The sequence below is a fragment of the Variovorax boronicumulans NBRC 103145 genome, from assembly GCF_001591345.1.
In the GTDB taxonomy this organism is placed as follows: Bacteria; Pseudomonadota; Gammaproteobacteria; order Burkholderiales; family Burkholderiaceae_C; genus Variovorax; species Variovorax boronicumulans.
In genome coordinates this window covers 55,234-78,821 of record NZ_BCUS01000015.1, presented here as the reverse complement: position 1 = coordinate 78,821, position 23,588 = coordinate 55,234, and the positions used below count along the sequence as shown (strand labels likewise).

Below are 23,588 nucleotides of genomic sequence, written 5' to 3'. Positions count from 1 at the left end.
GCAGCACCCGGTCGGTGCCTTCGACGACCGCCGAGCCGCTCGCATGGCGGGCCACGCGCGCCGCGCCGATGTGCAGCGGCGTGGTGCCGCCTTCGTTGCTGATCACCACGCGCAGCCGCGTGCCGCCGATGCTCAGGCGCGCCACCTGGCGCAGCGTCTGCCGCTCGAAGCGGGCGGGAATGCCCAGGGGCAGCACGAAGCTCTCGTCCCACAGCGGCTGGGTGGCGGCCATCCAGCTGGGGCTCCAGTGCGTGGGCGCGGCCGTGGAGGCTCCGGCGGCAGCCGCGAGGGAAAGGGCGAGCGCGCCCTGGCGCAGGAGGGAGGTGAGTCGCGAAGCGGTCATGTGAATGTCCTCAGGTGAAAGAAGTGTCGATGGGCGAACTTTCTTCCATTCGAATCGCGAGGGGTAGAAGGCAGAATGGCATGCATCGCATTCCTGATTCGAATGACCCCATGGACACCCTTCGCGCACTCTCCGCCTTCGTGCACAGCGTCGAGCTCGGCAGCCTCTCGGGCGCGGCCCGCGCGCTCGACACCACGCAGCCCACCGTGAGCAAGCTCGTCGCGGGGCTGGAGCGATCGCTGGGCGTGCGGCTGCTGCGGCGCGCGGCCACCGGCCTGAGCCTCACGGAGGAGGGCCAGCGCTTTCACGAACGCGCGCGCCGCATGCTCGAGGACTACGGCGACGCCGTGGCCGATGCGCGTGCGCAGGTGCAGCAGCCGCGCGGCCTGCTGCGCCTGAGCGCGCCGGTCACGCTGGGGCAGCGGCACCTCAACGCGATGGCGGTCGAGTTCCTGCGGCTGTACCCCGACATCGAACTGGAGCTGGTGCTCGACGACCGCTTCGTCGATCCACGCGAGGAGCGCATCGACGTCTCGCTGCGCGTCGGCGGCGCGCTGCCGCCCGACCTTGTCGCGCGCCACCTCGGCAGCTGGCCGCGCGTGCTCGTCGCCTCGCCGGACTACGTGGCCGCACGCGGCAAGCCGCGCACGCCGCACGATCTGCTGGCGCACGACTACCTGCGCTACGCGGCGGGCGACGACGGCGTGCTGCTCACGGGCCCCGGCGGCGCGGTGACCGTGCCGGTGCGCAGCCGCTACCGCGTCAACAACGCCGTGGCGTTGCTCGACAGCGTGCTGGCGGGCGCGGGCGTGTCGCTGCAACCCACCTGGATGGTGGCGGACCTGCTCGCCCAGGGGCGGCTGGTGCGCGTGCTCGCGCGGCACACGGGGCCCGCGCAGGAGCTGCACCTGCTCTATGCGCCGCGTCGGCAGTTGCCGTTGCGGGTGCAGGTGCTGGTCGACTTCCTGGCGCAGCGCGTGGCGGCGTTGCCGGGGGCTGCGAAAGCGCCGCGGCGCTAGTCAGGCCGCCTTGCGGGCCACGCTCTTCGCGCGTTTGGCCGCAGCAGGCTTGTGCGCGGTCTTGCGTGCAGAAGCCGTCGACTTCGCCGCACGTTTCTTCGCCGCAGGCGGCGTGCGCTTGCCGCTGCGCAGGCTGCGCGCGAGCAGCTCGGTCAGGTCGATCACCTCGGCGCCGCCCTCGGGTGCTTCTTCTTCCGGCTGCACCACCGTCTCCGTGTCGCCCGCCTTGACCTTCTTCTCGACGATCTTCATCACGGCGTGCTTGAACTCGTCCTTGAATTCGTCGGGGTTCCACGGGCCCGACATGTCGCCGACCAGCTGCTCGGCCATCTTCATCTCGGCGGCCGACAGCTTCGCGCCCTTGATGCCGGCGGCCGGCAGGTCGAGCCCGTCGGCGTCCTTGATCTCGTCGCCCCAGCGCAGCAGGTTGAGCACCAGCACCTTGCCGAAGGGAATCAGCAGCGCCAGGTGCTGCTTGGTGGCGATCACCACCTTGGCAAGGCCGACCTTGCCGGTCTTCACCAGCACCTCGCGCAGCAGCGCGTAGACCTTCTGGCCCTTGTTGATCGGCGCGAGGTAGTAGGGGCGCTCCAGGTACACGAAGGGAATCTCGCCGACGTCGAGAAAGCGCTGGATCTCGATGGTCTGCGTGGTGCGCGGGTAGATAGCTTCGATCTCCTTGGGCGAGATCACGACGTACTTGCCGTCTTCGTACTCGAAGCCCTTCACGATCTGCTCGCGCGCGATCTCCTTGCCCGTGCGCTTGTTGATGCGCTTGTAGCCCACGGGGTCCATGCTGCGCTTGTCGAGCCAGTCGAAGTCGATGCCCTGTTCGGTGCTGGCGGTGTGCAGGCCCACGGGGATGTGGACCAGCCCGAAGGTGATGGCGCCTTTCCAGAGGGTTCTCGTGGCCATGGTGTGTCTCCTTGGTTATTTCTTGAAGCCGAGCCGCTTCATCGCCTCGCCCAGCGGCTGGCGCGTGGTCCAGTAGGCGGCCCAGGGGTCTTTGGACTGGAACGACAGGTGCTCGCGCGCGGTGGCGATGGTCCAGTGCGCGCCGCTCTTGAGACCGGCGAGGTCGTCCCAGCGCACCGGCATCGACACGCCCATGCCGGGCCGCGCGCGCGCCGAGTAGGCCGCCACCGTGGTCGCGCCCACGCCGTTGCGCAGGTAGTCGGCAAAGAGCTTGCCGACGCGGTTCGAGGGCCCGCTCTTGGCCACGAACTTCGACGGGATCACCTGCGCCATGTGCTGCACGATGGCGCGCGAGAAGGCTTTCACCGTGTCGTTGTCGTAGTGCATGCGCAGCGGCACGACCACGTGCAGGCCCTTGCCGCCGCTGGTCTTGAGCCATGACGCCAGGCCCAGCTCGGTGAGCAGCGTGCGCATCAGCAGCGCGCCTTCCTGCACATGCGCCCACGGCGTGCCTTCGCCCGGGTCGAGGTCGAAGATCATGCGGTTGGGCCGGTCGAAGTGCGTCGAGGTCGCGTTCGAGGTGTGGAACTCGATCACGTTGAACTGCGCCGCGTTCAGCAAGGCCTCGCGCGTGCCGACCTCGAGCATCGACGGGTGGCCGGGCCACAGGGCCGGGTCGAGCTGCTTCACGCCGGCGATGTGGACCTTCTCGGCATGCTTCTGGAAGAAGATCTCGCCGCCCACGCCCTGCGGCCCGCGCACCAGCGCGCAGGGGCGGCCCTTCAGGTGCGGCAGCATGTCGTCGGCCACCGATTCGTAGTAGCGCACGAGGTCGAGCTTGGTGCGACCCGAGGCCGTATCGATCACGCGCTCGCCGTGGCTCACGGCGACGCCGCCGACGGTGGAGGCGGATTTCTTCGATGAGGTCTTCATGGTCTTCGTGCCTTTTTCGCGAGGGACAAGTGCGATGTCGCGGGGCTCTTCATGCACGATCTCCGACGCCGGCTTGTCGTCGCGCATCGCCACGAAGGACGCGTGGCGGACCTGCCCGTCCGGCGTCCATGCGGCGAAGCGCACCTCGGCCACCAGCGTCGGTTTCACCCAGTGCCGCGTGCCGCCCGGCCGGCGGCGGCCGGGCTTGGCCTCGCCGCCGGTGAACGGCGCGTGGTCGGTGTCCAGCGCGGCGAGCTGGCGGCGAATGTCGCGCGCTTCGCGGTCGTTCCAGCCGGTGCCGACGCCGCCGACCGACACCAGCTGGCCGTTCTTCGCGTGCACGCCCAGCATCAGGCTGCCGATGCGCGTCGGGCTGTCGCTGCGCAGCGTGTAGCCGCACACCACGAACTCCTGGCGCCGGATGCACTTGAGCTTGAGCCAGGTGTCGCTGCGGCGCGAGACATACGACGCGTCGGCGCGCTTGGCGATCACGCCTTCGAGGTTCATGCGGCAGGCCGATTGCAGGATCGAGTCGACATCGGCCTCGAAGTCGCTGCTGAAGCGCAGGCGGCGCGTGGCGCGCGCGTCCATCAGTTGCTTGAGCAGCCGGCGGCGTTCGGCGAGCGGCGTGTGACGCAGGTCGAAGCCCTCGAAGAAGGGCACGTCGAACAGGAACATCACGATGGGGTCGGCGCGTTCGCGGTCGAGTGCGTTCTGCAGCGCGTTGAAGTCGGGCGTGCCGTTCTGGTCGGGCACGACGATCTCGCCGTCGAGCCAGGCGTTGCCGATGCCCAGGCGCTCCAGTTCGGCCACCAGCTTCGGCAGCTTCGCGCTCCAGTCGTGGCCACCGCGCGTGAGCAGCCGTGCCTTGCCGTTGCCGATGCGCGCCATGAGGCGGTAGCCGTCGAACTTGATCTCGAAGATCCAGTCGCCGGGTGCGCCTGCGGGCACGCCGGTGGCGAGCATCGCGAGCTGCGGCGAAAGTTTGGCGGGCAGGCGTGCCTTCACCGCGCCCGTTGCGGGCAAGGCTTGGGCCTTGGCCTTGGCGCTCTTGCGCGCCCCGGCCACGCTGTCGGGCAGCGCGGACACCACGTCGTACTCGGCATGCGAGCGCGCGAAGGCATCGCGCTTCTTGAACAGCAGCCAGGGCTCCTGCCGCTCGCCGCCCTTGGCGATCCTGACGAGTTCCCACAGCCCTTCGAGCTTCTGGCCGTGCAGCCGGAACGCGAGCTTGCCCGCGGCCAGGCCCTTGCGCGGATCGCCCACGGGCTCCCAGGTGCCGTGGTCCCACACGATGACGTCGCCCGCGCCGTAGTGGCCCTCGGGAATCGTGCCCTTGAAGCCGGCGTACGAGAGCGGGTGGTCTTCCACATGCACGGCCATGCGCTTGTGCGCGGGGTCGAGGCTCGGCCCCTTGGGCACGGCCCACGACACCAGCACGCCGTCGAGTTCGAGCCGGAAGTCGTAGTGCAGCCGCCGCGCCGCGTGCTTCTGGATCACGAACGCGGGCGCGTGCGGCCGGGCCTTGCCGCCTTCGGCGGGTTCGTCGGTGACGGCGAAGTCGCGCTTCGCCTGGTAGGTTGCGAGGGGCGTGTCGGAACGGGCCATGCCCTCTGGTGTGCCCGCATTCGGGCCGCGCCGCATCGGCCAGGTGTCCGGTCTTCGTGTGGGCCAAGGCCGCACGCGCGCGCGAAGGCGGGGCGAGGCGCAGGCGGGTGCCAGACGGGTCCCACGCGCAGGCGCTGTGCCCTCCGACCGGCGTGCCGCGCGATCCGCAGAACATGGAGGCACTGCAGCCGCCAACCCGGAGGAGGCAGCCATGTGAGCCCGTGTGCATCGCACCAAGGAGACCCCATGACTTCGAAGCAGACCCCCGACCCGAAGCCGGCGAGCCCGGACAAGAACCCGCCGGAGAAGTTTCCGTTTCCCACGTCCGAGAACCACGGCAAGCCACCGGCCGAGGCCGCCAAGCCGACCGAGCAACCGTCCAGCGAAGAAGCGCTCGACAGCGGCGTGGAAGAGTCCTTTCCGGCGAGCGACCCGGTGTCGGTCACCGTCACGAAGGTCAAGCTGCCATCGGGCGATGCGGACAAGGACAAGAAGGCCGACGCCTGAGGCCGCGATGGACCTGCGCCTGAACACCGTCATGGCCCCGGAAACCGCCACCGGCCCGGCCACGCGCCGCGTCGTCACCTGGGACGTGCGTCCGCAGGGCTACTGCAGCGAACACGAGCACGCCACGCGCGCCAACGTTGCGCAGCGCCTGGCGGCGCTCCAGGGCTGGGCGTTCGCGGGCGCCTACGACGCCAGCCAACCGGGGCCGGACCCGCTCTACTTCGTGCCGAGCGACACGCTCACCGACCCGCACCAGGCGCGCGCCATGGGCATCGCCGGCGTGGACGACCTCTTCGGCGGCGTGGTGCCGCATGCCTTCGTCGCCACCAAGGCGATCAGCCATCCGCTCATCGGCCCCGACGCCGTGCGGCCGCTGGGCTGGTCGGCGCGGATCGCAGGGGAGATCGCCGATGCCGCCTTGCCCGGCTTTACCTGCTTCAGCCTGGACGAGGCGCGCGCTGCGGGGAGGGCGCTGCTCGACATCGGCCGCGTGCGCCTGAAGCCCGTGACGGCCACCGGCGGGCGCGGGCAGCAGGTGGTCGACGGCGTCGATGCGCTCGAGCGCGGTCTCGATGCGATGGACGACCGCGCGATCGCCACCGAAGGCCTCGTGCTCGAAACCAACCTGGAACAACCCCAGACCTACAGCGTCGGGCAGCTGATCGTGGCGCAGCGCCTCGTCAGCTACTGCGGCGAGCAGCGCCTCACGCGCGACAACGCCGGGCAGGAGGTCTACGGCGGCTCCGACCTGCTGCTGGTACGCGGCGACTTCGACGCGCTGCTGGCCCGCGTCGATCCGCCGCCGCCGCTGCGCCGCGCGATCGAGCAGGCCCGGCGCTACCACCGCGCGGTGATCGACTGCTACCCCGACTTCTTCGCTTCGCGCGTGAACTACGACGTGGCGCAAGGGCTCGACGGCCAGGGCGACTGGCGCTCGGGCGTGCTGGAGCAGTCGTGGCGCGTCGGCGGCGCCACCGGCGCGGAGATCGCGGCGCTCGAAGCCTTTCATCAGGACCCGGCGTGCCAGCGCGTGCACGCGTCCTGCTTCGAGGTGTACGGTGAGGCCGCCCGCGTGCCCGCTGGCGCCATCGTGGCCTACCAGGGCAACGACCCCGAAACCGGGCCGCTGTGCAAATACACGGTGATCGAAAACACCACCACCCCGCATGCCGACACGCCATAGTTCCATCGACATTCCCGTGGACGGCCATCACATTGAGGGCACGCTGTTCGCTGCGTCCAGCATGGTGCCGGGCGTGCTGCTGGTGCACGGCTGGGACGGCAGCCAGGAGCAGTACCTCAAGCGCGCGCAGGAGATCGCCGCACTCGGCTGCGTCTGCCTGACCTTCGACTTGCGCGGCCATGCGCGCCATGAAGGGCTGCGCCAGCAGGTCACGCGCGAAGACAACCTGCGCGACGTGCTTGCCGCCTACGACGCGCTGGTGGGCCACCCGACCGTCGACCCCGCGGCCGTCGCCATCGTCGGCAGCAGCTACGGCGGCTACCTGGCCGCGCTCGTCAGCGCGATGCGGCCCGTGCGCTGGCTCGCGCTGCGCGCGCCCGCGCTGTACCGCGACGGCGAGTGGGACACGCCCAAGGGCCTGCTGAGCCGCTCCGACCTCGTGGCCTACCGCCGCACGCTCGTCGGGCCCGACGACAACCGCGCGCTCGCGGCCTGCGCGGCCTTCACCGGCGACGTGCTCATCGTCGAATCGGAAGACGACCAGACCGTGCCGCACCCCGTCATCGAGAACTACCTCGCGGCCTTCAAGCGCGTGCGCTCGGCGACCTACCGCACCTTGTCCGGCGCCGACCACGCGCTGTCGCGCCTGGAATCGCGCCAGGCCTATGGCGCGCTGCTCGTGTCGTGGATCACCGAGATGACGCTGGGCGCCAAGGCGACGTCGACGCTCACCAGGCCGGTGACGAGCGGCTCGGCCTGAGGCACGCGCCGAGGCTGTAGGCCGCTTCCTTCCCGAACATGCGCGCCAGTCCATCACCACGCGTCGCGTCGCGCGCGCCGAATCCTGACCCCATGGTGACGGAGACAAAGAGATGGACTTCGAAGGCATCTACTGCTTCGATACGGCCACGGTGCGTTTCGCCGTGTACCCCGACGGTCCCGACGGCGCGCGCGTGCTGGCGCAGATTTCGCAAGACGTGCTGCACGATGCGCTCGGCGCGCAGGAAATCGGCGAGCACACGCTGCATGCCTGCAAGCGGCATTTCGACGTGATCTCGGCGGCGGCGGTAGCGCGCTTCAGGGCCGATCCGCACGGGCCCATCGTGCTGGCCTGCGGCGATTTCGCACGGATGCATGCACCGCGCTGAGACGCGGGTGGCGAGGCGCTGTCGGGCGAAAGTTCTCGCACGGCGCTCGCACCGTGCGACCTGTCGATTTGGTTACAAAAGCGACCTATCTGGACCCGCATTTCGGGGGCGCAACGACCTAGACTGCGCCTCGTTTCCTCAGGAGCCTTCCCATGCCCATGGACTTTCTGGAGCGCATCGAAGACGCGTCGTTCCCGATGGCGGTCCGCGACGAAGCCGACATCCACTGCGCGACCATGCTGGTCGCCGCGCACCTCATCGAAGCCGTGCTGCCACCGGCCGCCAGCGGCACGGGCCCGCGCGTCGCCGTCGTCCTGCTCATCACGCCGCAAGGGCGCGCGGCGCTGCGGCTGCGAAGGGATGCGCTGCAGACCTGAGCGTGCGCCGTGTGCGAGTGAACTGACGTTAGAATCCGCGCCTGCTGCGGGTGTAGTTCAATGGTAGAACGGCAGCTTCCCAAGCTTCATACGAGGGTTCGATTCCCTTCACCCGCTCCAGTTGACGTTCCGAGGCATTCCTAGAGGATCCAAGAATCTCTTGAAAATCAAGGGGTTACGGTTAAGAAGGGTTCGAGAGAAGCCTACGCGATCCAAGCGAAGCCAACGCCTCCACGGGGCACGGCACGGGGAACATCGGTATATTTGGCTCAGACCCAAAGCCTTGTTCCCCTATGCTCACAGAACTCGCCTGCAAAAACGCTTCGTGCCCCTCTGACAAGAAGCGCGCGCGCCTCAGTGATAGCGGCAATCTCTACCTGGAAGTCGCGTCCAACGAATCCAAGCGCTGGTTTTGGAAGTACACGGTTGGCGGCAAGGAGAAGCGGCTCGCGATTGGCAGCTACCCCGCGGTCAAGCATCAAAGATGCGCGAGCGGCTCGTGATGACGCGCGCAAAGTGCTGCAAACCGGTGCTGACCCCACGCAGCGCCGCCGCCTAGACAAGGCAAAGGTCCGCGCGACCGCAGTGACAATCTACGAGAAGGTCGCTCGTGAATTTCACGCGCTCAAGCAGCGGGAGTGGAGTGAGGCGCACAGCACCAAGTGGTTGCGCCTGCAAGAGAGCAATCTTTTTCCCTGGATTGGTGGATTGCCTCTGGGCGAGATCACCGCAAACGTCTTGTTAGAGCCGCTGCGCCGAGTCGAGGGGAAGGGGTTGAATGAGACGGCGGTTTCCCTGCGCCAGTACGCCGGGCAAGTCTTTCGGTATGGCATCGCGACGGGGCGCTGTGAAGATGATCCGGCCACCAAGCTGCGGGGAGCGTTGGGGGCGGTGATCGTAAAGAACATGGCTGCTGTGCTTGATCCCCAGAAGGCGGGGGACCTCATGCGCGCGATTGACGGCTATCGCGGACTGCCCGCAACAAGAGAAGCGCTGCTCTTGTCCGCTCTACTTTTTCAGCGGCCCGGCAACATCCGCGCGATGGAATGGAGTTGGGTCGACTTCAGTGGCAGCCAGGTCGTCATACCGGCAGCATCGATGAAAAGGACGAAGCAGGCAAAGCTCAATGGCGAGCCTCACCTCGTTCCCCTCGCCCCTCAAGCGGTTGATTCGTTGAAGCGTATGAAAGTCCTGACCGGACATGGGCGCTACGTTTTCCCCAGCTTGCTTACAGGCGAGAGGCCGATGTCGGACAACACGGTTAATACCGCACTGCGACGGATGGGGTTCAATAACACGGAAATGACTGCGCATGGTTTTCGCGCGATGGCGAGAACGATCATGGTTGATCAGCTCCGCGTCAATCCTGAGGTGATTGAAGAGCAGCTGGCGCACGGCAAAAGCGGGCCTTTGGGGACCGCGTACAACCGCACCCAGTTGAAGGAGCAGCGCCGCGAAATGATGGTGCTCTGGGCGAATTACTTGGATCAACTCCGTCTGTCCAAGCCGGCTCTCTCTTGAGGGCTCGTGTTTGCGAAAAACACGGTGCTGATATCACGCAATGCTTCGCTTTTTCTCGTGAAGCTTGCCAAGAGGCTGAGGCTGTATCAGCGCCCCGCGAGCGGCGCCTGCTGAAAGACGCTTTCAGACTGGTTGCAGTCAGTCGGTATGGCCCGCTGAACGTCTGCTGTGCGTCTCAATCGAGTCCTCCGGCAGCGCGTCGATCCGCCTCGCCGCGGCGGCAAGGCGGACGGATCTGCGCCGCTCAATCGACGCTCGCTCAGATTTCCGTCTGCTCCGAGATCTCTAGGGAACGTCTGATCAAGTCCGCCGATGAACGATCGGAACGTTGATCACGCCTCGCAGCCGGAGATCGCCAAGCTGCTCGCGAGCCATGCGGAGTTCCGGCTACCCGGCTCCTATCCGCGGAAATATTGAAGTCACCATCGAGCGACGCCGGCAGGGCCTGCCCGGCCCCCGGTCCGATCGCCGGGAAGAGAAAGTCCGCTCAGGGGTCTTTCTCCAGCATGCAGTCGATGAAGGCGCGCAGTGCGGCAGGGCAGTGGCGCCGGCTGGGGTGGTACAGGAACAGGCCAGGCCTTGCAATCGACCAGTCGGCGAGAACCTCCACCAGCCGCTCCTGGGCGAGCAGTGCATCGACGCGTTCGCGATCGAAGGCATAGACGATCCCCAGCCCTTGGAGTGCCGCAGCGACGCCAGTGTCCGAGTGGTTGGTGACCAAGGGTCCTTCCACCGCCACTTCGATCCGCTTGCCCTTTTTTTCGAACTCCCAGCGGTAGGCACTCCCGTCGCCCTGCAGGCGCCAGTTGATGCAGGCGTGGCCGTGCAGGTCGGCGGGGGACCGCGGTTTGCCGCGACGCTCCAGATAGTCCGGGGATGCCACGGCCACCATCTTCACGTCCGGCGTCAAGCGCACCGCGATCATGTCCTTCTCCAGCTTGCCCCCGACGCGGATGCCCGCATCGAAGCGACCGGCGACGATGTCGCTCAGGCCGTTGTCGACCACGATGTCCAGTGTCACTTCCGGGTGCGTCCGGTGAAACCGGCCCAGCCGGGGGCCGATCACCTGCCAGGCGGCCATGCCGAGGGTGTTGATGCGCAGCGTGCCGCGCGTCTGACCCGCCATCGCGCTGGCTTCATTCACTGCATCGGCCATGTCCCGGAAGAGCGGCGCGATGCGCCCGTACAACTGCGCCCCGGTAGCGGTGGGGGCCACGCTGCGGGTCGTGCGGTTCAGCAGCCGCGTACCCAGCCGCGTTTCCAGCTGTCGGATGGTCTGACTCAGCGCCGAAGCAGACAGCCCCAGATGCTCGGCGGCGCGGGCAAAGCTCGCGCGTTCCACCACGGCAGCAAAGGCCTTGAGCTCGGCAAACTCCGATCCGCGCATTCTGTATTTCCTTCTACATAGCTCGTGAAGATTCTAGGCGATTCACTTATTGATGATCGACGCGCATCCTGAGGTCTTCACATCCAAGGAGTCGTCACCATGAGTACCCTGATCCTTCCCGCTCCGATCGCCGCCTACTTCGCGGCCGATCGGCAGAACGCCGAGGCCCTGGCCCGCTGTTTCACGCCTCAAGCCATCGTGAAGGACGAGGGCCGCACCCACACCGGCCGCCGCGCCATCCAGGAATGGAAGAGCGCGACATCCACGCAGTACGCGTACACGGTCGAGCCATTTGCGCTGGACCACGCGGGGGAGTTCCAGGTCGTGCGGGCGCACGTGGCCGGCAATTTTCCCGGCAGTCCGGTCGATCTTCGATATCGCTTTCGCCTCGAACGCGGCCTGATTGCGTCGCTGGAGATCACGGCATGAGCTTCGATCTTCAACTCCAGGGCCAGCGCGCGCTGGTCACCGGCGGCACCAAAGGCGTTGGCGCCGCCGTCGTTCAAGGCCTGCGCGACGCCGGTGTGCAGGTGATGACCACGGCCCGCGCCGCGCCCGCGCGGCCCATCGGGGGCGTGGTCCATGTGACCGCCGATCTGGCGACGGCTGAAGGCGCCGCCAAGGTGGCGCACTCGGTGCTCGGGCATTGGGGCGGCCTCGACATCCTGGTGCATGTGGTCGGCGGCTCCAGCGCACCGGGCGGCGGCTTCGCGGCCCTGGACGATGCCCAGTGGTTCGCCGAACTGAACCAGAACCTCATGCCGGCCGTGCGGCTCGATCGTGCGCTGCTGCCCGCCATGCTCGCGCAGGGCTCTGGCGTCATCGTCCACGTCAGCTCGATCCAGCGCCTGCTGCCACTGCCGGAATCGACGACCGCGTATGCGGCGGCCAAGGCGGCCTTGTCCACCTACAGCAAGGCGTTGTCGAAAGAGGTGACGCCCAAGGGCGTGCGCGTGCTGCGCGTGTCGCCCGGATGGATCGAGACCGAAGCGTCGGTGGCGCTGGCCGATCGCCTGGCCCACCAGGCCGGCACGGATTACGAGGGTGGCAAGCAGATCATCATGCAATCGCTCGGTGGCATTCCGCTGGGTCGACCGGCCAGGCCGCAGGAAGTTGCCGACTTGATCACGTTCCTTGTGTCACCCCGGGCGGGCTCGATCTCAGGGTCGGAACACCTGATCGATGGCGGGACCGTCCCGACGGTCTAGGCAAGGCCGCGGCCATCACCGGCACGGTACGAAAGCAGCTGGCTGCACACGCGTGCGATGGCGAGGGACTGCGTGCGTGGCAACGCTTCCCGCGCGCCATTCGGACCGGACATTTTTATTGCGCATCTGTAGAGTTTCACGAAACGAAGTTTTGAAGAACAGCAATTCTTGCGCGCAAAGCTTCAACTTTGGCGTGATATTCGCAACCCTGTTCAATACGTTCTTTCCTACCATTTCGCTTCTCCCATCCACTCACAGGACATCCCATGAACTCACTGATTCGCAAGCTTTTGATCGCAGCTGCGACAACCGCCAGCATCGTCGGTCCCGGTGGCGGCGCCCATGCCCAACAGGTGCAGGCGAAAAACGTCGTGCTGGTGCATGGCGCCTTTGCCGATGGTTCGGGCTGGCGCGGCGTCTATGACGAGCTCATCGGCCGAGGCTACCGGGTCACCATCGTTCAGAACCCGCTGACGTCTCTGGCCGACGACGTGGCGGCGACGCAGCGCGCGCTCGCGCGCCAGGACGGTCCTACTATCCTCGTGGGTCACTCGTGGGGGGGCACGGTCATCACCGAAGCGGGCATCCATCCGAAGGTGGTGGGTCTTGTCTATGTCTCCGCGCTGTCGCCCGACGCCGGCGAGACCACAAGCGAACAGTACGCGGGATTCACGGCCCCCGACTTGGTGATCGACACGCAGTCGGACGGATTCGGATTCGTCAATCGGGAGAAGTTCAAGATCGGCTTCGCCGGCGATGCCAGCGATGCGGACGCCGCGTTCCTGCGTGATTCGCAGGTGCCGATCAACATGTCGGTGTTTGCGACCAAGCTCAATCACGCCGCATGGCGGACCAAGCCAAGCTGGGCGGTGATCGCGACCGAGGACAGGGCCTTCGACGTCCGGATGTTGCACAAGATGGCCAAGCGCATCGGCGCCACGATTCAGGAGGTCAAGGCAAGCCATGCGGTATTCATGACCCAGCCGAAGGCAGTCGCCGACGTGATCGATCGAGCTGCCAGGGAGGGAGGGCGCCGGGCCCAGTGATTCCCTTGAATGCGAGATGGCCGTTGCGCGCTCGCTTCGTCTAAAGCTTGGCCATCAGCTCTCGAAGCTTCACTTCGTCAGAAGCAATCGCAGCAAGTTCCAGCGGGGTGCGTCTTTGGCTGCCATCCAGCTTCCGCGGACGAAAGTCGATGACGCAGATTGACCCGAGTGCAAAGCCGTCGGTGTCATGGACCGGCGCCCCTGCGTAGAAGCGAAAATGGGGGGTACTGGCGACCCCAAGGTTGCAGACTTGCACGGCTCGGCCGTTCACTATCTCGAAGGACGCTGCGGCGTCCCCCAACCGCACGCGGTTCAAGAAGTTTGTGACTGCGAGCCTGCCGGGCCACGTGCCACCGGATAACCAGCCACCCGCCGAATTTGCGAGGACGGTCCTCGAGCTCAGGGCCAACCAGCGTGGGTGGAAATTGGTGCCCGTACTCAGCCCCTGACCGCGGAATTGGCTCCGGCGTTCGGTCTCGCTGCCCCATTGGGCGCGCCCGGAGCATCAGTGCGGTGGACGATGGCGCATCCCATCCAGTTCTCTGGAGCTGACTGGTTGAGCATCTTGAAGGGCCAGGGCTCGATCGATGGAGCGCCGCGAAAACACTTGCGATTGCCCGCAGTTCATGCAGCGATACATCTGAACCCGGGGTAACAGGCGAAGCCATGCCTGCCCCGGGACATTTTCCAGATGCTTGATGTTGCACGAGCATGCAAAGTACGGAAGCTTCATCGCGATACCGGGTGGGCGCAACATTCCTGCGGAATTGCGAAGTTGCGGCTTGGTGAGGGCCAGCATTGACGGCTGCGTCTTTGCGAAGGGGCGGCGGAACGCTTCCAGGAAGGGGCCTAGGGGCAGTCTAGGCCGTGACTGCCATGTCCGCCATCAATTCTTCTTTGCGAGTGGTGAGTTGCTCGCGCATGGCAACCAGGTCGAGTCCCCGCGCGGCACGCGCTTTGGGGAACATCTCGTTGCGCTCTTCCTTGACGTGGTGGTCGATGTACTCGCCCAGGACCTTCACCTTCGCATCGAACATCTCATCGACTTCGGTCGAATCCTGGATCTGCGCAATTAAGTCTTTGGCGCTCGCATGTTCAACCTCGGCTTCGTCGAGCAGTTCAGTTTCCTTGATGGCTTCGCGCACTGCTGGATAGAGGATCTCTTCTTCGAGTTGCGTGTGAACGGTCAACTCCATGCAGATCTGCAGTGCAAGATCTCGCTTCTTCTCCGAGGCGCTGGCAGCTTTTGAGCTGGCAAGCTCCTCGTAGGCGGCGAACATCTTCTTGACGTTCTTGTGATCGGTGTCGAGTAGCGAGCATGCATCGGGTTCATGGCGCTTGGCTGTCATCGGGGTCTCCTGGTCGGTGGGTCCCCAACATCTCAGGGGTGGGTGCTTGTGGGCGTAGGACGGCGTCGCTGCGGGAAGCCGTCAATGTGCTGAGGCTCTCCGGTGCGTGAACTGTGGGCTCAGCCCCAGGAGCGGGAGAAGTCCGTTCTGCTCATGGAAGAGAGAAGGGCCTTGCGGGGATTGAGGGAGGTCCTTTGACCTAAACTGAGCCGCTTCGAGAAAGGGAGCGCTTCATGCCGATGGATTTCCTCAAGAAGGTCGAACACGAAACGTTGCCGCTGACCGTGACCGACCCCATGGACATCCGCAACGTCGCGGTGCTGGTTGCCGCGGGGCTTGTCGAGGCGATCCTTCCAGAAGAGGCTGAAGCCCATGACCTGCCAGCGGTTGTTCTGCGAATCACGCCTCATGGCCGGGGCGAGCTTGAGCGGATGCGCGACAGGCCGCTGTGAGAGCCTGCGCAGCGCAGGAGAAACATCACTCGGTGTTGAGTGCAAGCCGCCAAGACGATAGCGCACAGCCAGTGAGCAGGAGGTTGGGTGGCTTCCCGCCTCCTCTCGACGCGCGCAGCCGAGGCGAAGCGCGAGAGGGTCGTCAGATCAACCCGAGCGCGCGCAGCTTCGCATCGGGTGCGGAGTAGGGCCGCTCGCACACGATCTTGTCGGAGCCTGGTGCGAACTCGAAACTTGCCGCCAGGCGGATCCGGAATTTCCGGCCTGTGGCATCGAACACCTTGTCGTTGGCATGCAGCGGCCCGAGGTGCGTTCCGCTGAGCCAGAACTCGACCAGTACCGTGTCCTGGTCGGCGGCGATGGCGATGATCTCGTTGGCCAGGTCGGGAAAGGGCGTGCGCGAGCTGCGGAAATAGCCGCGCACTTCTTCCTCGCCGTCGAACACCACGCCGCTGCCGTGCATCTCGTAGCGGGGATGCTCGAAGGTGTCGATCACCGCATCCCACTCCTGCGTGCACTCGAGCGCCATGTGATCGCGTACCGTCTTGATGCGTGCCGCTTGAAGGGTTGTGGTCTGCACGGAATCTCCTGCTGGTTGGTGAACGGGGTGGTCGGGAGCCGTCATGGCACCGGGGCGATGGCGTTCGCGCCCATGCGGCGGATCGGGTCCTTGCCGTCCCATCCTTCGGCCGCGTGCCGGATGTCGCGGAAGTACTCGCCCTTGCCGCCGGCCATCTCGGAGATCTCGAACATGCCGCTGGGCAGGTCGGGATGCACGAAGTAGGCGAAGCGCCCGCGCATGCCCATGCGGCCACTGTGGCCCTCGACGTAACCCGTCGAGCGCAGGTGTCGCACGGCGTCGTCGAAGCCATCGTCGCTCCAGTAGGCCAGGTGCTGGGCGCCCTCGCCGCCGCGGCGCAGCGAATCGAGGTAGAGCGAGGGGGCGTCGTCGCGCTGCTGGATCAGCTCGATCTGCAGGTTGCCGGAGTTGGCCAGCGCGATGGACAGCCGAGGCAGGCGCGACGGCTTGCCGTAGTAGTTGAACTCGGTCGTGCCGACCTCTTCCTTGTAGAACCATGGGCCCACGCCCAACGTGCGCGACCAGTGGGCCATCGCCTTCTCGATGTCGTGAACGACATAGCCGACCTGGCGGGCGCCGCCGAACAGCATGCTCATTGAATGGACTCCTTGGGGCGTGGTCAGCGCATGTACGCGCCGCCGTTGACGTCGAGCGTTGCGCCGGTCACGAAGGACGACAGGTCGCTTGCCAGGTACAGGCACGCGCCCGCGATGTCTTCGGGCTGGCCGACACGGCTCAGTGGAAAGGTCTTGCCCAGCGCGTGCTTGTTGTCGTCGGAGTTCGCGCCGCGCGAGAAGTCCGTCATGATCAAGCCCGGCGTGATGGCGTTGGCGCGAATGCCTTGGGGGCCCAGTTCCTTGGCCATGGCGCGCATGAGGCCCAGCACGCCGGCCTTGGCGGCGCAGTAGTGGCTGCCGCCGAACACGCCACCGCCTTGCTGCGCGGACATCGACGAGATGCAGATGATCGAGCCGCTGCGTTGTTCGATCATGGTGGGGATCACGCACTGCGACATCTGGAGGGTGCCGCGAAGGGCAATGCCCACGACCTGCTCGAAGTCCTCGGCGCTCACGTCCAGCACACCGCGTTTTTGTGTGATGGCAGCGTTGTTCACCAGCACGTCGATGCGGCCCGCCCATTGCAGCACGCGCGCCACGGCCGCCTTGCAGGCGCCGGCATCGCGCACATCGCAGCCGATGCCGATGTGCTCGGCGCCGAGGGATTCGGCAGCGACCTGTGCCTGCCCTTCGTCGAGGTCGAGCAGCGCCACCCGGGCACCGTGGCGGGCGAACAGCCGTGCGGTCGCCAGGCCGATACCGCGCGCACGGGACGCACCGGTGACCACGGCCACGCGGCCCTTCAGCAGGGGAGGGGCCGCGTCACTCATTGCTGATGTTCGCGGCCTTGGCGATCTGCCGCCAGCCCTCGATGTCTGCGGCGGTCATGGCGCGCAGTTCGTCGCCGCCGACGAACGCGGCGGTGATGCCCAGGTCCAGAAGACGCGCCTTCACGTCCTGCATCTCGACGACTTGCTTCAGCGCGGCGGAGAGCTTGGCGACGATCGGCTTGGGGGTGCCCGCGGGTGCGTACAGCGCCCAGCGCAGCGCGCCCATGCGCTTGCCCGCGAAATCGATGCCTTCGTCGTCGTAGCTCGAGACGTCGGGCAGACTGGGCGAGCGCGAGGTGCAGGCGGTGATCGCCTTGACCTTGCCGGACTTGACCATCGGCGAGCCCGATGCCATGTCCACGTAGGCCAGCTTGACGTGGCCATCCAGCATGTCGGTCTGGATCTGCACCACCGATTTGTAGGGGATGTGGCTCATCTGTGCCTGCGTGCGCAGATTGAAGAGCTCCCCGCAAAAGTGACCGGTCGAGGCGATGCCCCAGCTCGCGTATTGCACGCTGCCGGGCGACTTCCTGGCCAGCGCAATGAGCTCCTTGGCGTTGTTTGCCGGGAAGTCGTTGGTCGCGATAAGCAGGATAGAGGCGGTGCCGACCTGCCCGATGGGTGCGAAGTCCTTGACCGAGTCGTACGAGAGCTTGGGATTGCTCGCGGGCAGCAGCACGTGCGTGGTCGCGCCGCCCAGTCCGATCGTGTAGCCGTCGGCCGGCGCCTTGGCGACGAAGTCGGTGGCAATGGCACCGCTGGCGCCCGGCTTGTTGTCCATCACGAACGCGCCCTTGACCAGGGGCGCCATCTTGTCGGCCAGGAGCCGGCCGAGCGCGTCGCCGCCACTGCCTGCGGCCGAGATCAGGACGAAGCGGATCGGCCGCGACGGATAGTCCGAGGGCGCCTGGGCATGGGCGGCGAATGCGAGGCCCGCGAGCGCGGCAATCCACAGTTTGCGCATGGTGTTGTCTCCTTGTCGTTGATGCTCGAATACCCGTCTACAGGGACAGTCCGCCGTCGACCACAAGCTCCAGGCCCGTCACGTAGCTCGATTCGTCGGAGGCGAGGAACAGCGCCGCGTTGGCCACGTCCCAGGCCGAGCCCTGGCGGCCCATGGGGCAGCGCGCGTTGCGTGCCTGTCGGCCGGCCTGCGCCTCTTTTTCGCTCTTGAAAAGGGCCGCGGCATGCGGCGTGTCGATCAGGCCCGGCACGATCACGTTGCAGCGCACCTGGTGCTGCGCGTACTGGCGCGCCACGACGCGCGTCATGTGGTTCAGTGCCGCCTTGGAGGTGCTGTACGACAGGAACTGCATCGGGCTCCACTTGCGGCTCGCGATGGAGGAGACGTTGATGATGGCGCCGCCGCCTTGTCGGATCATGTGAGGCACCACGGCGCGCGCCGTGAGCATGGGGCCCTTGAGGTTGATGGCGTGCACGCGGTCCCAGGACTCCTCCGTCACCTCGATCAGCTCGCCGAATTCCTCGATGCCGACGTTGTGGTGCAGCACGTCGATGCGGTCGAAGCGCGCCAGGCAGTGGTTCACCATCCGCTCGATCTGCTCGCTGCTGCGCACATCGGCCTCGAAGGCCTCGGCGATGCCGCCGATGTCATGAATGCGCCGCACCGACGTCGCCGCAGCTTCGGGCGACCGGTCGACGCAGATCACCGTCGCGCCTTCGCGGGCGAAGGTGACGGCGCAGGCGGCGCCGTTGCTGATGTCGGTGCCGATGGAGCCGGCGCCGACCACGATGGCCACCTTGTCCTTGAGACGCTGCGTCATGAGGCCGTTCTCGTTTTCTTGCGGACGGCAGCGGGTGCCTTGGCGACCGGACCGCAGGATTCGCGCAGCACCATCTGGGTGGTGAGCAGGATGCGCTCCTGCTCAAGGGGGGCTGTGCTGTCCAGCCGCCGCAGCAGCAGCTCGGCCACGGCGGTGCCGACCGCTTCCAGGTCCCAGGTCAGCGAGGTGATGGCGGGACTGAAAAGCTGCGACAGGTCGGTGTCGCCGATGCTGACGACACTGACGTCATCGGGCGCCAAACGGCCCGAGTGACGCAGTGCCTGCAGCACGCCCGACAGGATGCGGGTGCCCAGGCACAGGAAGGCCGTGGGCGCCGTGGGGGAGCCCAGCAGCGAGAGGGCCTCGCTGAAGGCGAAGTCCATCGCCGACTTCTCGGCGCGGATCAGCTTGGGGTCGGGCTGCAGACCACGCTCCAGATAGGCGTCCCTGTAGCCCATGATGCGCTCGCGACCCGGACGCAACACGCTGCCGGGCGTCAGCAGTGCGATGCGCGTATGACCGAGGTTCAGCAGGTAGCGCGTGGCCTGAAGCGCGCCGTGGTAGTGGTCAACGTGCACGCCCGCGTTGTTGCCCTGGAAGTCGCGATCGAGCGCGATCACCGGGCCGTGCGCCGCCAGCTGGTCGAGGTAGGCCGGGGTCTCGGCCTGGCAGGGACCGAGGATGAGCCCGTCCACGCGCCGGCGCCGGAACAGGTCGATCAGGGTTTTCTCGCGCTGGTCGTCGTTGTGGGTGCTGGCCACCAGCAGCGCATAGCCCGCCGCCAGCAGGCGCGATTCGACCGCCGTGATGATCCGCGCGTACAAGGGGTTGGCCAGATCCGACACCAGTAACCCGACCACGCCTGTCGAGCGGGTGCGCATGCTCTGCGCCACCGAATCCGGCGTGTAGCCGAGCTCGCGCGCCGCCTTGGTGACCGCTGCGATGGCCTGCTCGCTAACGCGCCCGCTGCGGTTCAGGGCCCGCGAGGCCGTTCCAATCGCAACGCCGGCGGCCTTGGCCACTTCGCGGATGGTGATCTTGGCCTTCATGCCGGCACTTTCGCCTGTGCAAGCGGGGCAGGGAAACGCTCGGCACCGGGCTCGAGCGGCACGGCCGCGCTGTTCAGGAACAGCGCGGCCATGTGATAGAAGCTCGACGCGAAGATCAGCTCGATCACCTGCTCCTGCGGCCAGCCCGCGCCAAGGGACTGCCAGGTCTGATCGGACACCGTGCAGTGGTGGTGCAGCTCATCCACCATGCGCACGATCAGGCGTTCCCTGTCGCTCCACAGGCCTGGCGACAGCGCATGCCAGTCGGCACTGCCGGTGAGCTCGCGCACCTGCGCGGCATCCAGGCCGCACCTGTCCGCGTAGATGCTGATGTGCATGCCCCATTCGTACTCGGACCGCGTGAGCGCGCCGGTGCGGATGATCGCGATCTCGCGGTCCCGTTCGGGCAGCGCGCACTGGAACAGCACCACATGTGCCATGGCCTGGAAGGCCGGGCCGAGCTTGCTGTGATTCGCGAGCGCCAGTCGAAGGTTCAGGGGTGACAGGCCCTTGAAGGCGGTGCTCTGCACGGCTGCTGCCACCTCGGGTTCGTAGGGGGGCGGCCGCAGTGGCAAGCGTGTGGAGGGTGCGAGAAAGGGCGATGCAGAACCGGTCATGACTGCAGTTTGTGGTGGGCGTGGAAACGTTTCTACAGTGATAACCCTGAATTCCCAAAACGAAGGAAATTACGAAGAAGAAAGAAGTGCCGAACGAATGAAAACGGTTCCACATCTTTCCACTACCTTAGGATCGACTTCAGCCGGATGGCCTTCGTCCCGGAAGCAGACGTGGTCCGGCGATGGGAATCCCTGCGATGCCGCGTGACGTCAAGGGCCGGCTCAAGCTGTTTGCAGCTGGCCGTTGCGCGCTCGGCCAGCATCGGATGAGCTGCGCTGGACGCGACGCATGTCAGTCTCCGGCCAGCAACCGCTTTCGTTTTCCGGGTTGGGCCGAAGCTCTTGATGTCCGCACACCTGGCGCAGCCTGCTGCAGGCAGAGGGTGCCCGTCGAAAAACGGCTGACGCAGCGACCGCGGCCCCTGGAAAGTGCTTGACCCTCTCGCAACGGCACGGTCTAGGATGCCTTCAACTTGAGAGGGATGTTGCCCGAATACGCCCTGCAGAATCGACGCGCCCAGGCGCGTTAGCGCGTCGGTCCGGCCATTGCGCTGGCGTTCAAGAATCAGAAGTTGTCTGACATGCCTGCGTCGGCGCGGCGCGGTAGATTTTTGTCTCCGCGGCACCACCGCGGACTTGCTGTAAACCTCAACCCGGTCGCGTGCGGCCGGGTTTTTTTCGTGTCGGCCTGCGTTTCGCGCGGGTGTCGAAAACCGCCTCTTGAAAATCGATTCGGAGGCTCCTATGTTCGCTTGCGTCGGAAATTGGTCAACCGAAAAGGAGGTATTCAATGGCCATGAACTTGCTCAAGCAAATTGCCGGCTCTCGCTTGCCTGTCTCGTTCTATCGCACCGCGGACATCGATCAGGTGCGGGTGCTTCGGGCCGCCGGGCTCGTCGTTGCCCTGATCCCCGCGCCCTCGAACTCGCTCACGCTGTCTGGCTCCCCTTCGGCCGCCCAGGTGCTGGCCATCACGCAGAAGGGGCGCGAGGAGTTGGCGAAATTCTCGTACCCGCAGTCGCGCACCGCGCGCTGGCGACAGCGACCCTCCCGGATCTTTGCACGGCACCGCGCGGACAGCGATGGCGCTGCGCGGCCAACGGGCACGCACGGCCTGCCCCAGTGAGGGACGGCTCGATTCTGTTCAGGTTCAATTGATTTGACAGGAGGTTTCCCATGTACCGATCTTTCTTCCCGCGCGACATGCTGGCCGAGATGGATCGCCTGCAACGGGACATGCAGCAGGCGTTCGATCTGTCACCCACCATTCGCGGTTACGGCAGCAACGGATTTCCCGCGTTGAACGTGGGCGCCACACCGCAGGCGCTGGAGATCTTCGCGTTCGCCCCCGGCGTCGACCCGGCCACGCTGGAGATCAACCTCGAGCGTGGTCTCATGACCATCGCGGGTGAGCGCAAGAGCCTGCTTCCCGATGCGCAGGCCAAGGCGGCCGTGCACATCAACGAGCGCTTCGAGGGGCCGTTTCGCCGCGTCCTCACTCTGCCGGACGATGCCGATCCAGAGGCCGTCGAGGCCCGGCTGCGCGACGGTGTACTGCGCATCACGGTCCGCCGCCGGGCCTCGGCACAGCCGCGGCGCATCGCTGTCCTGTGAAACAAGGAGATGAACATCATGAGCAATGACGTACAGACCGCATCGCCCAGCGCGCCGGAACCCATGGATCGTGGGCAGGCGCCACGCTATCAGGGCGCGGCCCTCACACCGCCTGTCGACGTGGTGGAAGACGCCGGGGGCATCACGCTCTACGCCGATCTGCCCGGCGTGTCGCGCGACAAGCTGAATCTTCATGTCGAAGCGGAGACCTTGACCATCGAGGCGGAGTCGGGCCTGAGCGTGCCGGATGACCTGAAGACCAGCCACACCGAGGTCGGCCTGGGCCGGTTTCGCCGCGTCTTCACGCTCAGCAAGGAGCTGGACACCGAGAAGGTGTCCGCCGAGCTGGCGCAGGGCGTGTTGAAACTGCGTATCCCCAAGGCCGAGCATGCCAAGCCGCGGCGAATCAATGTCGAGGTTGGATGAGTCGTAAGGCGAGGGCGCCCGCGGGCGCCCTCAAGAGAGCGTCAACACGCATGGGCGGCAAATGTGCAGCGCTTGCGCTCGCCGGCCGCCCGCGAAGGAGCGTCAGTCCAGACGGACGCCGTTCAGCTCCATCGTGATTGCTGACCGCCCCCGACCCGACAGCGGGCATGGTGGCGCGAGCCTGCTCGCTGACCCGGTTACCTTTCTGGCCCTGCGCTTAGTCTTCAGTGAACTGAAGAAGCTCTCCATGGCCGAGCTGCCCCAGACCTCGCCCGCATGGCTCATGCTGCAGGAAATACCTGGTTCCTTGAGCAGCTCCTGGAAGTGCTCGCTGGTATCTTGAGTGGATTCCTTGGTCGAAGTGATGACGTCACGCCACTCCAGTTTTCCTCCGGCAGCACTTCGCTTGCGCTTCCGCCTTGACTACAGTCGGCTAGAACCAGGCGTTCGAGAATTCACTTCAACCAACATGACAACCAGCAAGTTGCCACCAGACATTGCAGCCTTGTTCTCGGACTGTCGATACCACTTGGCAACATCGCTTTCCAGCCAGTTCGTCCAAGAGCGGGAAGGCGAGTTCGCATCTTTCGTTGCACGGGGCGATTTCGCGCAAGCCGTTGAGGTTTTCGAGGAACTCGGCAATCGATTTGGTGGAGAACAGTTCTGGAGCAGACTGCAAGAAGTTTCGGCGCGGTTGGGGCTTCGTGACCACGCATTGCGCTACGGCCAACGTGCAGCGGCGACCGGCGCTTGACGGCCAAGACCTGCCGTTCGGGGCCGACGCAGAATTCGCCCGCAACCGGACGCTCAATAGACGAGGATATTGATGGAAACCAGGAAATCGGTGCTTGACGTGAGCGGCGCCACATCACCGCTATACGTGCGACAGGCCGTGGCGCGCTTTCTCGGCCTGTCTCTTGACCGCGAGCTCACGTGGGAATTCCTGCGTGAGAGCTTGGTGGCTGGTTCAGAACCTTCGCTTCCGGCCAAGGTCACGGTCATTGGTCTTCCTCGTTTGGCCACGCTCTATCGCGATGAGGGCTCTGAACTGTCTGCGTGGCTACGTGGACTCGAAAAGCGGCATCCCGGCATCAGCATCCAGGTCAGCCTTCACGACTGAAGGCGCGGCCGGCAG

Annotated in this window: 29 protein-coding genes, 1 tRNA gene and 2 pseudogenes; 18 read left to right on the top strand and 14 right to left on the bottom strand. The window is 66.1% G+C overall.

The window, feature by feature from the left end; genetic code table 11:
* Positions 1–343 (bottom strand): annotated as a pseudogene (locus VBO01S_RS06930) (SGNH/GDSL hydrolase family protein); the annotation flags it as partial.
* Between the two features lie 110 nt (positions 344–453).
* Between VBO01S_RS06930 and VBO01S_RS06925 the strand changes: the two are divergent.
* Positions 454–1,362: a LysR family transcriptional regulator gene (locus VBO01S_RS06925; RefSeq protein ID WP_062472418.1), complete on the top strand. Its 909-nt coding sequence runs from the start codon at positions 454–456 to the stop codon at positions 1,360–1,362.
* Here VBO01S_RS06925 and ku read toward each other — a convergent pair whose 3' ends face one another.
* Both ku and ligD read right to left on the bottom strand, forming a co-directional pair.
* Positions 1,363–2,277, bottom strand: coding sequence for a non-homologous end joining protein Ku (gene ku / locus VBO01S_RS06920; RefSeq protein ID WP_062472415.1), 915 nt, complete (start codon positions 2,275–2,277; stop codon positions 1,363–1,365).
* A gap of 15 nt (positions 2,278–2,292) precedes the next feature.
* Entirely contained in the window at positions 2,293–4,818 is a 2,526-nt protein-coding gene (ligD, locus tag VBO01S_RS06915; protein ID WP_062472412.1) for a DNA ligase D, read from the bottom strand.
* 246 nt (positions 4,819–5,064) lie between these two features.
* Between ligD and VBO01S_RS06910 the strand changes: the two genes are divergently transcribed.
* The 8 genes from VBO01S_RS06910 (at position 5,065) to VBO01S_RS06880 (ending at position 9,554) form a co-directional block, all read left to right on the top strand.
* On the top strand, positions 5,065–5,325 hold the full coding sequence (locus VBO01S_RS06910) for a hypothetical protein (RefSeq protein ID WP_062472409.1): 261 nt from the start codon (positions 5,065–5,067) through the stop codon (positions 5,323–5,325).
* A gap of 7 nt (positions 5,326–5,332) precedes the next feature.
* Positions 5,333–6,508: a DUF3182 family protein gene (locus tag VBO01S_RS06905; RefSeq protein ID WP_062472406.1), complete on the top strand. Its 1,176-nt coding sequence runs from the start codon at positions 5,333–5,335 to the stop codon at positions 6,506–6,508.
* The gene (locus tag VBO01S_RS06900; RefSeq protein WP_062472402.1) at positions 6,492–7,268 is read left to right on the top strand and encodes an alpha/beta hydrolase family protein; all 777 of its coding nucleotides are present in this window, start codon (positions 6,492–6,494) and stop codon (positions 7,266–7,268) included. Before VBO01S_RS06905 ends, VBO01S_RS06900 begins: the two co-directional genes overlap by 17 nt.
* A 112-nt stretch (positions 7,269–7,380) precedes the next feature.
* Positions 7,381–7,656 (top strand): hypothetical protein, encoded by a 276-nt coding sequence (locus tag VBO01S_RS06895; protein ID WP_062472401.1) that lies wholly within the window; start codon positions 7,381–7,383, stop codon positions 7,654–7,656.
* A 152-nt stretch (positions 7,657–7,808) separates the two neighbouring features.
* A complete protein-coding gene (locus tag VBO01S_RS06890; RefSeq protein WP_062472399.1) occupies positions 7,809–8,033 on the top strand; it encodes a hypothetical protein in 225 nt (74 codons plus the stop codon).
* Between the two features lie 46 nt (positions 8,034–8,079).
* Positions 8,080–8,153: transfer RNA gene (locus tag VBO01S_RS06885), tRNA-Gly, on the top strand.
* Positions 8,154–8,326: 173 nt separating this feature from the next.
* The gene (locus VBO01S_RS33185; RefSeq protein WP_255221070.1) at positions 8,327–8,536 is read left to right on the top strand and encodes an Arm DNA-binding domain-containing protein; all 210 of its coding nucleotides are present in this window, start codon (positions 8,327–8,329) and stop codon (positions 8,534–8,536) included.
* Between the two features lie 13 nt (positions 8,537–8,549).
* Entirely contained in the window at positions 8,550–9,554 is a 1,005-nt protein-coding gene (locus VBO01S_RS06880) for a tyrosine-type recombinase/integrase (RefSeq protein WP_255221069.1), read from the top strand.
* 487 nt (positions 9,555–10,041) lie between these two features.
* Here VBO01S_RS06880 and VBO01S_RS06875 read toward each other — a convergent pair whose 3' ends face one another.
* Complete coding sequence (locus VBO01S_RS06875; RefSeq protein WP_062472397.1) at positions 10,042–10,941, bottom strand: LysR family transcriptional regulator; 900 nt, start codon at positions 10,939–10,941, stop codon at positions 10,042–10,044.
* Positions 10,942–11,040: 99 nt separating this feature from the next.
* Here VBO01S_RS06875 and VBO01S_RS06870 point away from each other — a divergent pair, with 99 nt between their 5' ends.
* The 3 genes from VBO01S_RS06870 (at position 11,041) to VBO01S_RS06860 (ending at position 13,195) form a co-directional block, all read left to right on the top strand.
* Positions 11,041–11,370, top strand: coding sequence for a nuclear transport factor 2 family protein (locus VBO01S_RS06870; protein ID WP_062472395.1), 330 nt, complete (start codon positions 11,041–11,043; stop codon positions 11,368–11,370).
* A complete protein-coding gene (locus tag VBO01S_RS06865; RefSeq protein WP_062472393.1) occupies positions 11,367–12,149 on the top strand; it encodes an SDR family oxidoreductase in 783 nt (260 codons plus the stop codon). The genes VBO01S_RS06870 and VBO01S_RS06865 overlap by 4 nt, the downstream gene beginning before the upstream one ends.
* A gap of 266 nt (positions 12,150–12,415) precedes the next feature.
* Complete coding sequence (locus VBO01S_RS06860; RefSeq protein WP_062472391.1) at positions 12,416–13,195, top strand: alpha/beta fold hydrolase; 780 nt, start codon at positions 12,416–12,418, stop codon at positions 13,193–13,195.
* Between the two features lie 505 nt (positions 13,196–13,700).
* Here VBO01S_RS06860 and VBO01S_RS32295 read toward each other — a convergent pair.
* Positions 13,701–13,994, bottom strand: a complete 294-nt coding sequence (locus VBO01S_RS32295; protein ID WP_157627301.1) for a hypothetical protein — start codon at positions 13,992–13,994, stop codon at positions 13,701–13,703.
* A 61-nt stretch (positions 13,995–14,055) separates the two neighbouring features.
* The gene (locus VBO01S_RS06855; protein ID WP_062472387.1) at positions 14,056–14,544 is read right to left on the bottom strand and encodes a hemerythrin domain-containing protein; all 489 of its coding nucleotides are present in this window, start codon (positions 14,542–14,544) and stop codon (positions 14,056–14,058) included.
* Positions 14,545–14,777: 233 nt separating this feature from the next.
* On the opposite strand from VBO01S_RS06855, the gene VBO01S_RS06850 reads away from it, so the two are divergent.
* On the top strand, positions 14,778–14,996 hold the full coding sequence (locus VBO01S_RS06850) for a hypothetical protein (RefSeq protein ID WP_062472384.1): 219 nt from the start codon (positions 14,778–14,780) through the stop codon (positions 14,994–14,996).
* Positions 14,997–15,138: 142 nt separating this feature from the next.
* Here the strand turns inward: VBO01S_RS06850 and VBO01S_RS06845 are convergent, their stop codons facing one another.
* Genes VBO01S_RS06845 through VBO01S_RS06815 form a run of 7 tightly spaced genes read right to left on the bottom strand, consistent with a single transcriptional unit; the run spans position 15,139 to position 20,413 of the window.
* Entirely contained in the window at positions 15,139–15,576 is a 438-nt protein-coding gene (locus VBO01S_RS06845; protein ID WP_235926634.1) for an ester cyclase, read from the bottom strand.
* Between the two features lie 41 nt (positions 15,577–15,617).
* Positions 15,618–16,172, bottom strand: coding sequence for a VOC family protein (locus VBO01S_RS06840; RefSeq protein ID WP_062472379.1), 555 nt, complete (start codon positions 16,170–16,172; stop codon positions 15,618–15,620).
* 23 nt (positions 16,173–16,195) lie between these two features.
* Positions 16,196–16,963, bottom strand: coding sequence for an SDR family NAD(P)-dependent oxidoreductase (locus tag VBO01S_RS06835; protein ID WP_062472377.1), 768 nt, complete (start codon positions 16,961–16,963; stop codon positions 16,196–16,198).
* Entirely contained in the window at positions 16,956–17,927 is a 972-nt protein-coding gene (locus VBO01S_RS06830) for a Bug family tripartite tricarboxylate transporter substrate binding protein (RefSeq protein ID WP_062472374.1), read from the bottom strand. The genes VBO01S_RS06835 and VBO01S_RS06830 overlap by 8 nt, the downstream gene beginning before the upstream one ends.
* A gap of 37 nt (positions 17,928–17,964) precedes the next feature.
* Entirely contained in the window at positions 17,965–18,747 is a 783-nt protein-coding gene (locus tag VBO01S_RS06825) for an SDR family NAD(P)-dependent oxidoreductase (RefSeq protein WP_062472371.1), read from the bottom strand.
* On the bottom strand, positions 18,744–19,796 hold the full coding sequence (locus tag VBO01S_RS06820) for a LacI family DNA-binding transcriptional regulator (RefSeq protein WP_062472368.1): 1,053 nt from the start codon (positions 19,794–19,796) through the stop codon (positions 18,744–18,746). Before VBO01S_RS06820 ends, VBO01S_RS06825 begins: the two co-directional genes overlap by 4 nt.
* Complete coding sequence (locus VBO01S_RS06815) at positions 19,793–20,413, bottom strand: carboxymuconolactone decarboxylase family protein (RefSeq protein WP_062472365.1); 621 nt, start codon at positions 20,411–20,413, stop codon at positions 19,793–19,795. Before VBO01S_RS06815 ends, VBO01S_RS06820 begins: the two co-directional genes overlap by 4 nt.
* A gap of 790 nt (positions 20,414–21,203) precedes the next feature.
* On the opposite strand from VBO01S_RS06815, the gene VBO01S_RS06810 reads away from it, so the two are divergent.
* The 3 genes from VBO01S_RS06810 (at position 21,204) to VBO01S_RS06800 (ending at position 22,453) form a co-directional block, all read left to right on the top strand.
* Complete coding sequence (locus VBO01S_RS06810) at positions 21,204–21,539, top strand: hypothetical protein (protein ID WP_062472362.1); 336 nt, start codon at positions 21,204–21,206, stop codon at positions 21,537–21,539.
* Positions 21,540–21,589: 50 nt separating this feature from the next.
* Positions 21,590–22,027 carry an Hsp20/alpha crystallin family protein gene (locus VBO01S_RS06805; RefSeq protein ID WP_062472360.1) on the top strand — a complete coding sequence of 146 codons (438 nt, stop codon included), beginning with the start codon at positions 21,590–21,592 and terminating at the stop codon, positions 22,025–22,027.
* A 63-nt stretch (positions 22,028–22,090) separates the two neighbouring features.
* On the top strand, positions 22,091–22,453 hold the full coding sequence (locus VBO01S_RS06800) for an Hsp20/alpha crystallin family protein (RefSeq protein ID WP_070059545.1): 363 nt from the start codon (positions 22,091–22,093) through the stop codon (positions 22,451–22,453).
* A gap of 198 nt (positions 22,454–22,651) precedes the next feature.
* On the opposite strand, the pseudogene VBO01S_RS33180 reads toward VBO01S_RS06800, so the two are convergent.
* Positions 22,652–22,795: pseudogene (locus VBO01S_RS33180) on the bottom strand (IS3 family transposase); the annotation flags it as partial.
* A gap of 127 nt (positions 22,796–22,922) precedes the next feature.
* Here VBO01S_RS33180 and VBO01S_RS32290 point away from each other — a divergent pair.
* On the top strand, positions 22,923–23,207 hold the full coding sequence (locus tag VBO01S_RS32290) for a hypothetical protein (protein WP_157627300.1): 285 nt from the start codon (positions 22,923–22,925) through the stop codon (positions 23,205–23,207).
* A gap of 72 nt (positions 23,208–23,279) precedes the next feature.
* A complete protein-coding gene (locus VBO01S_RS32285) occupies positions 23,280–23,573 on the top strand; it encodes a hypothetical protein (RefSeq protein ID WP_157627299.1) in 294 nt (97 codons plus the stop codon).
* Positions 23,574–23,588: the final 15 nt, after the last annotated feature.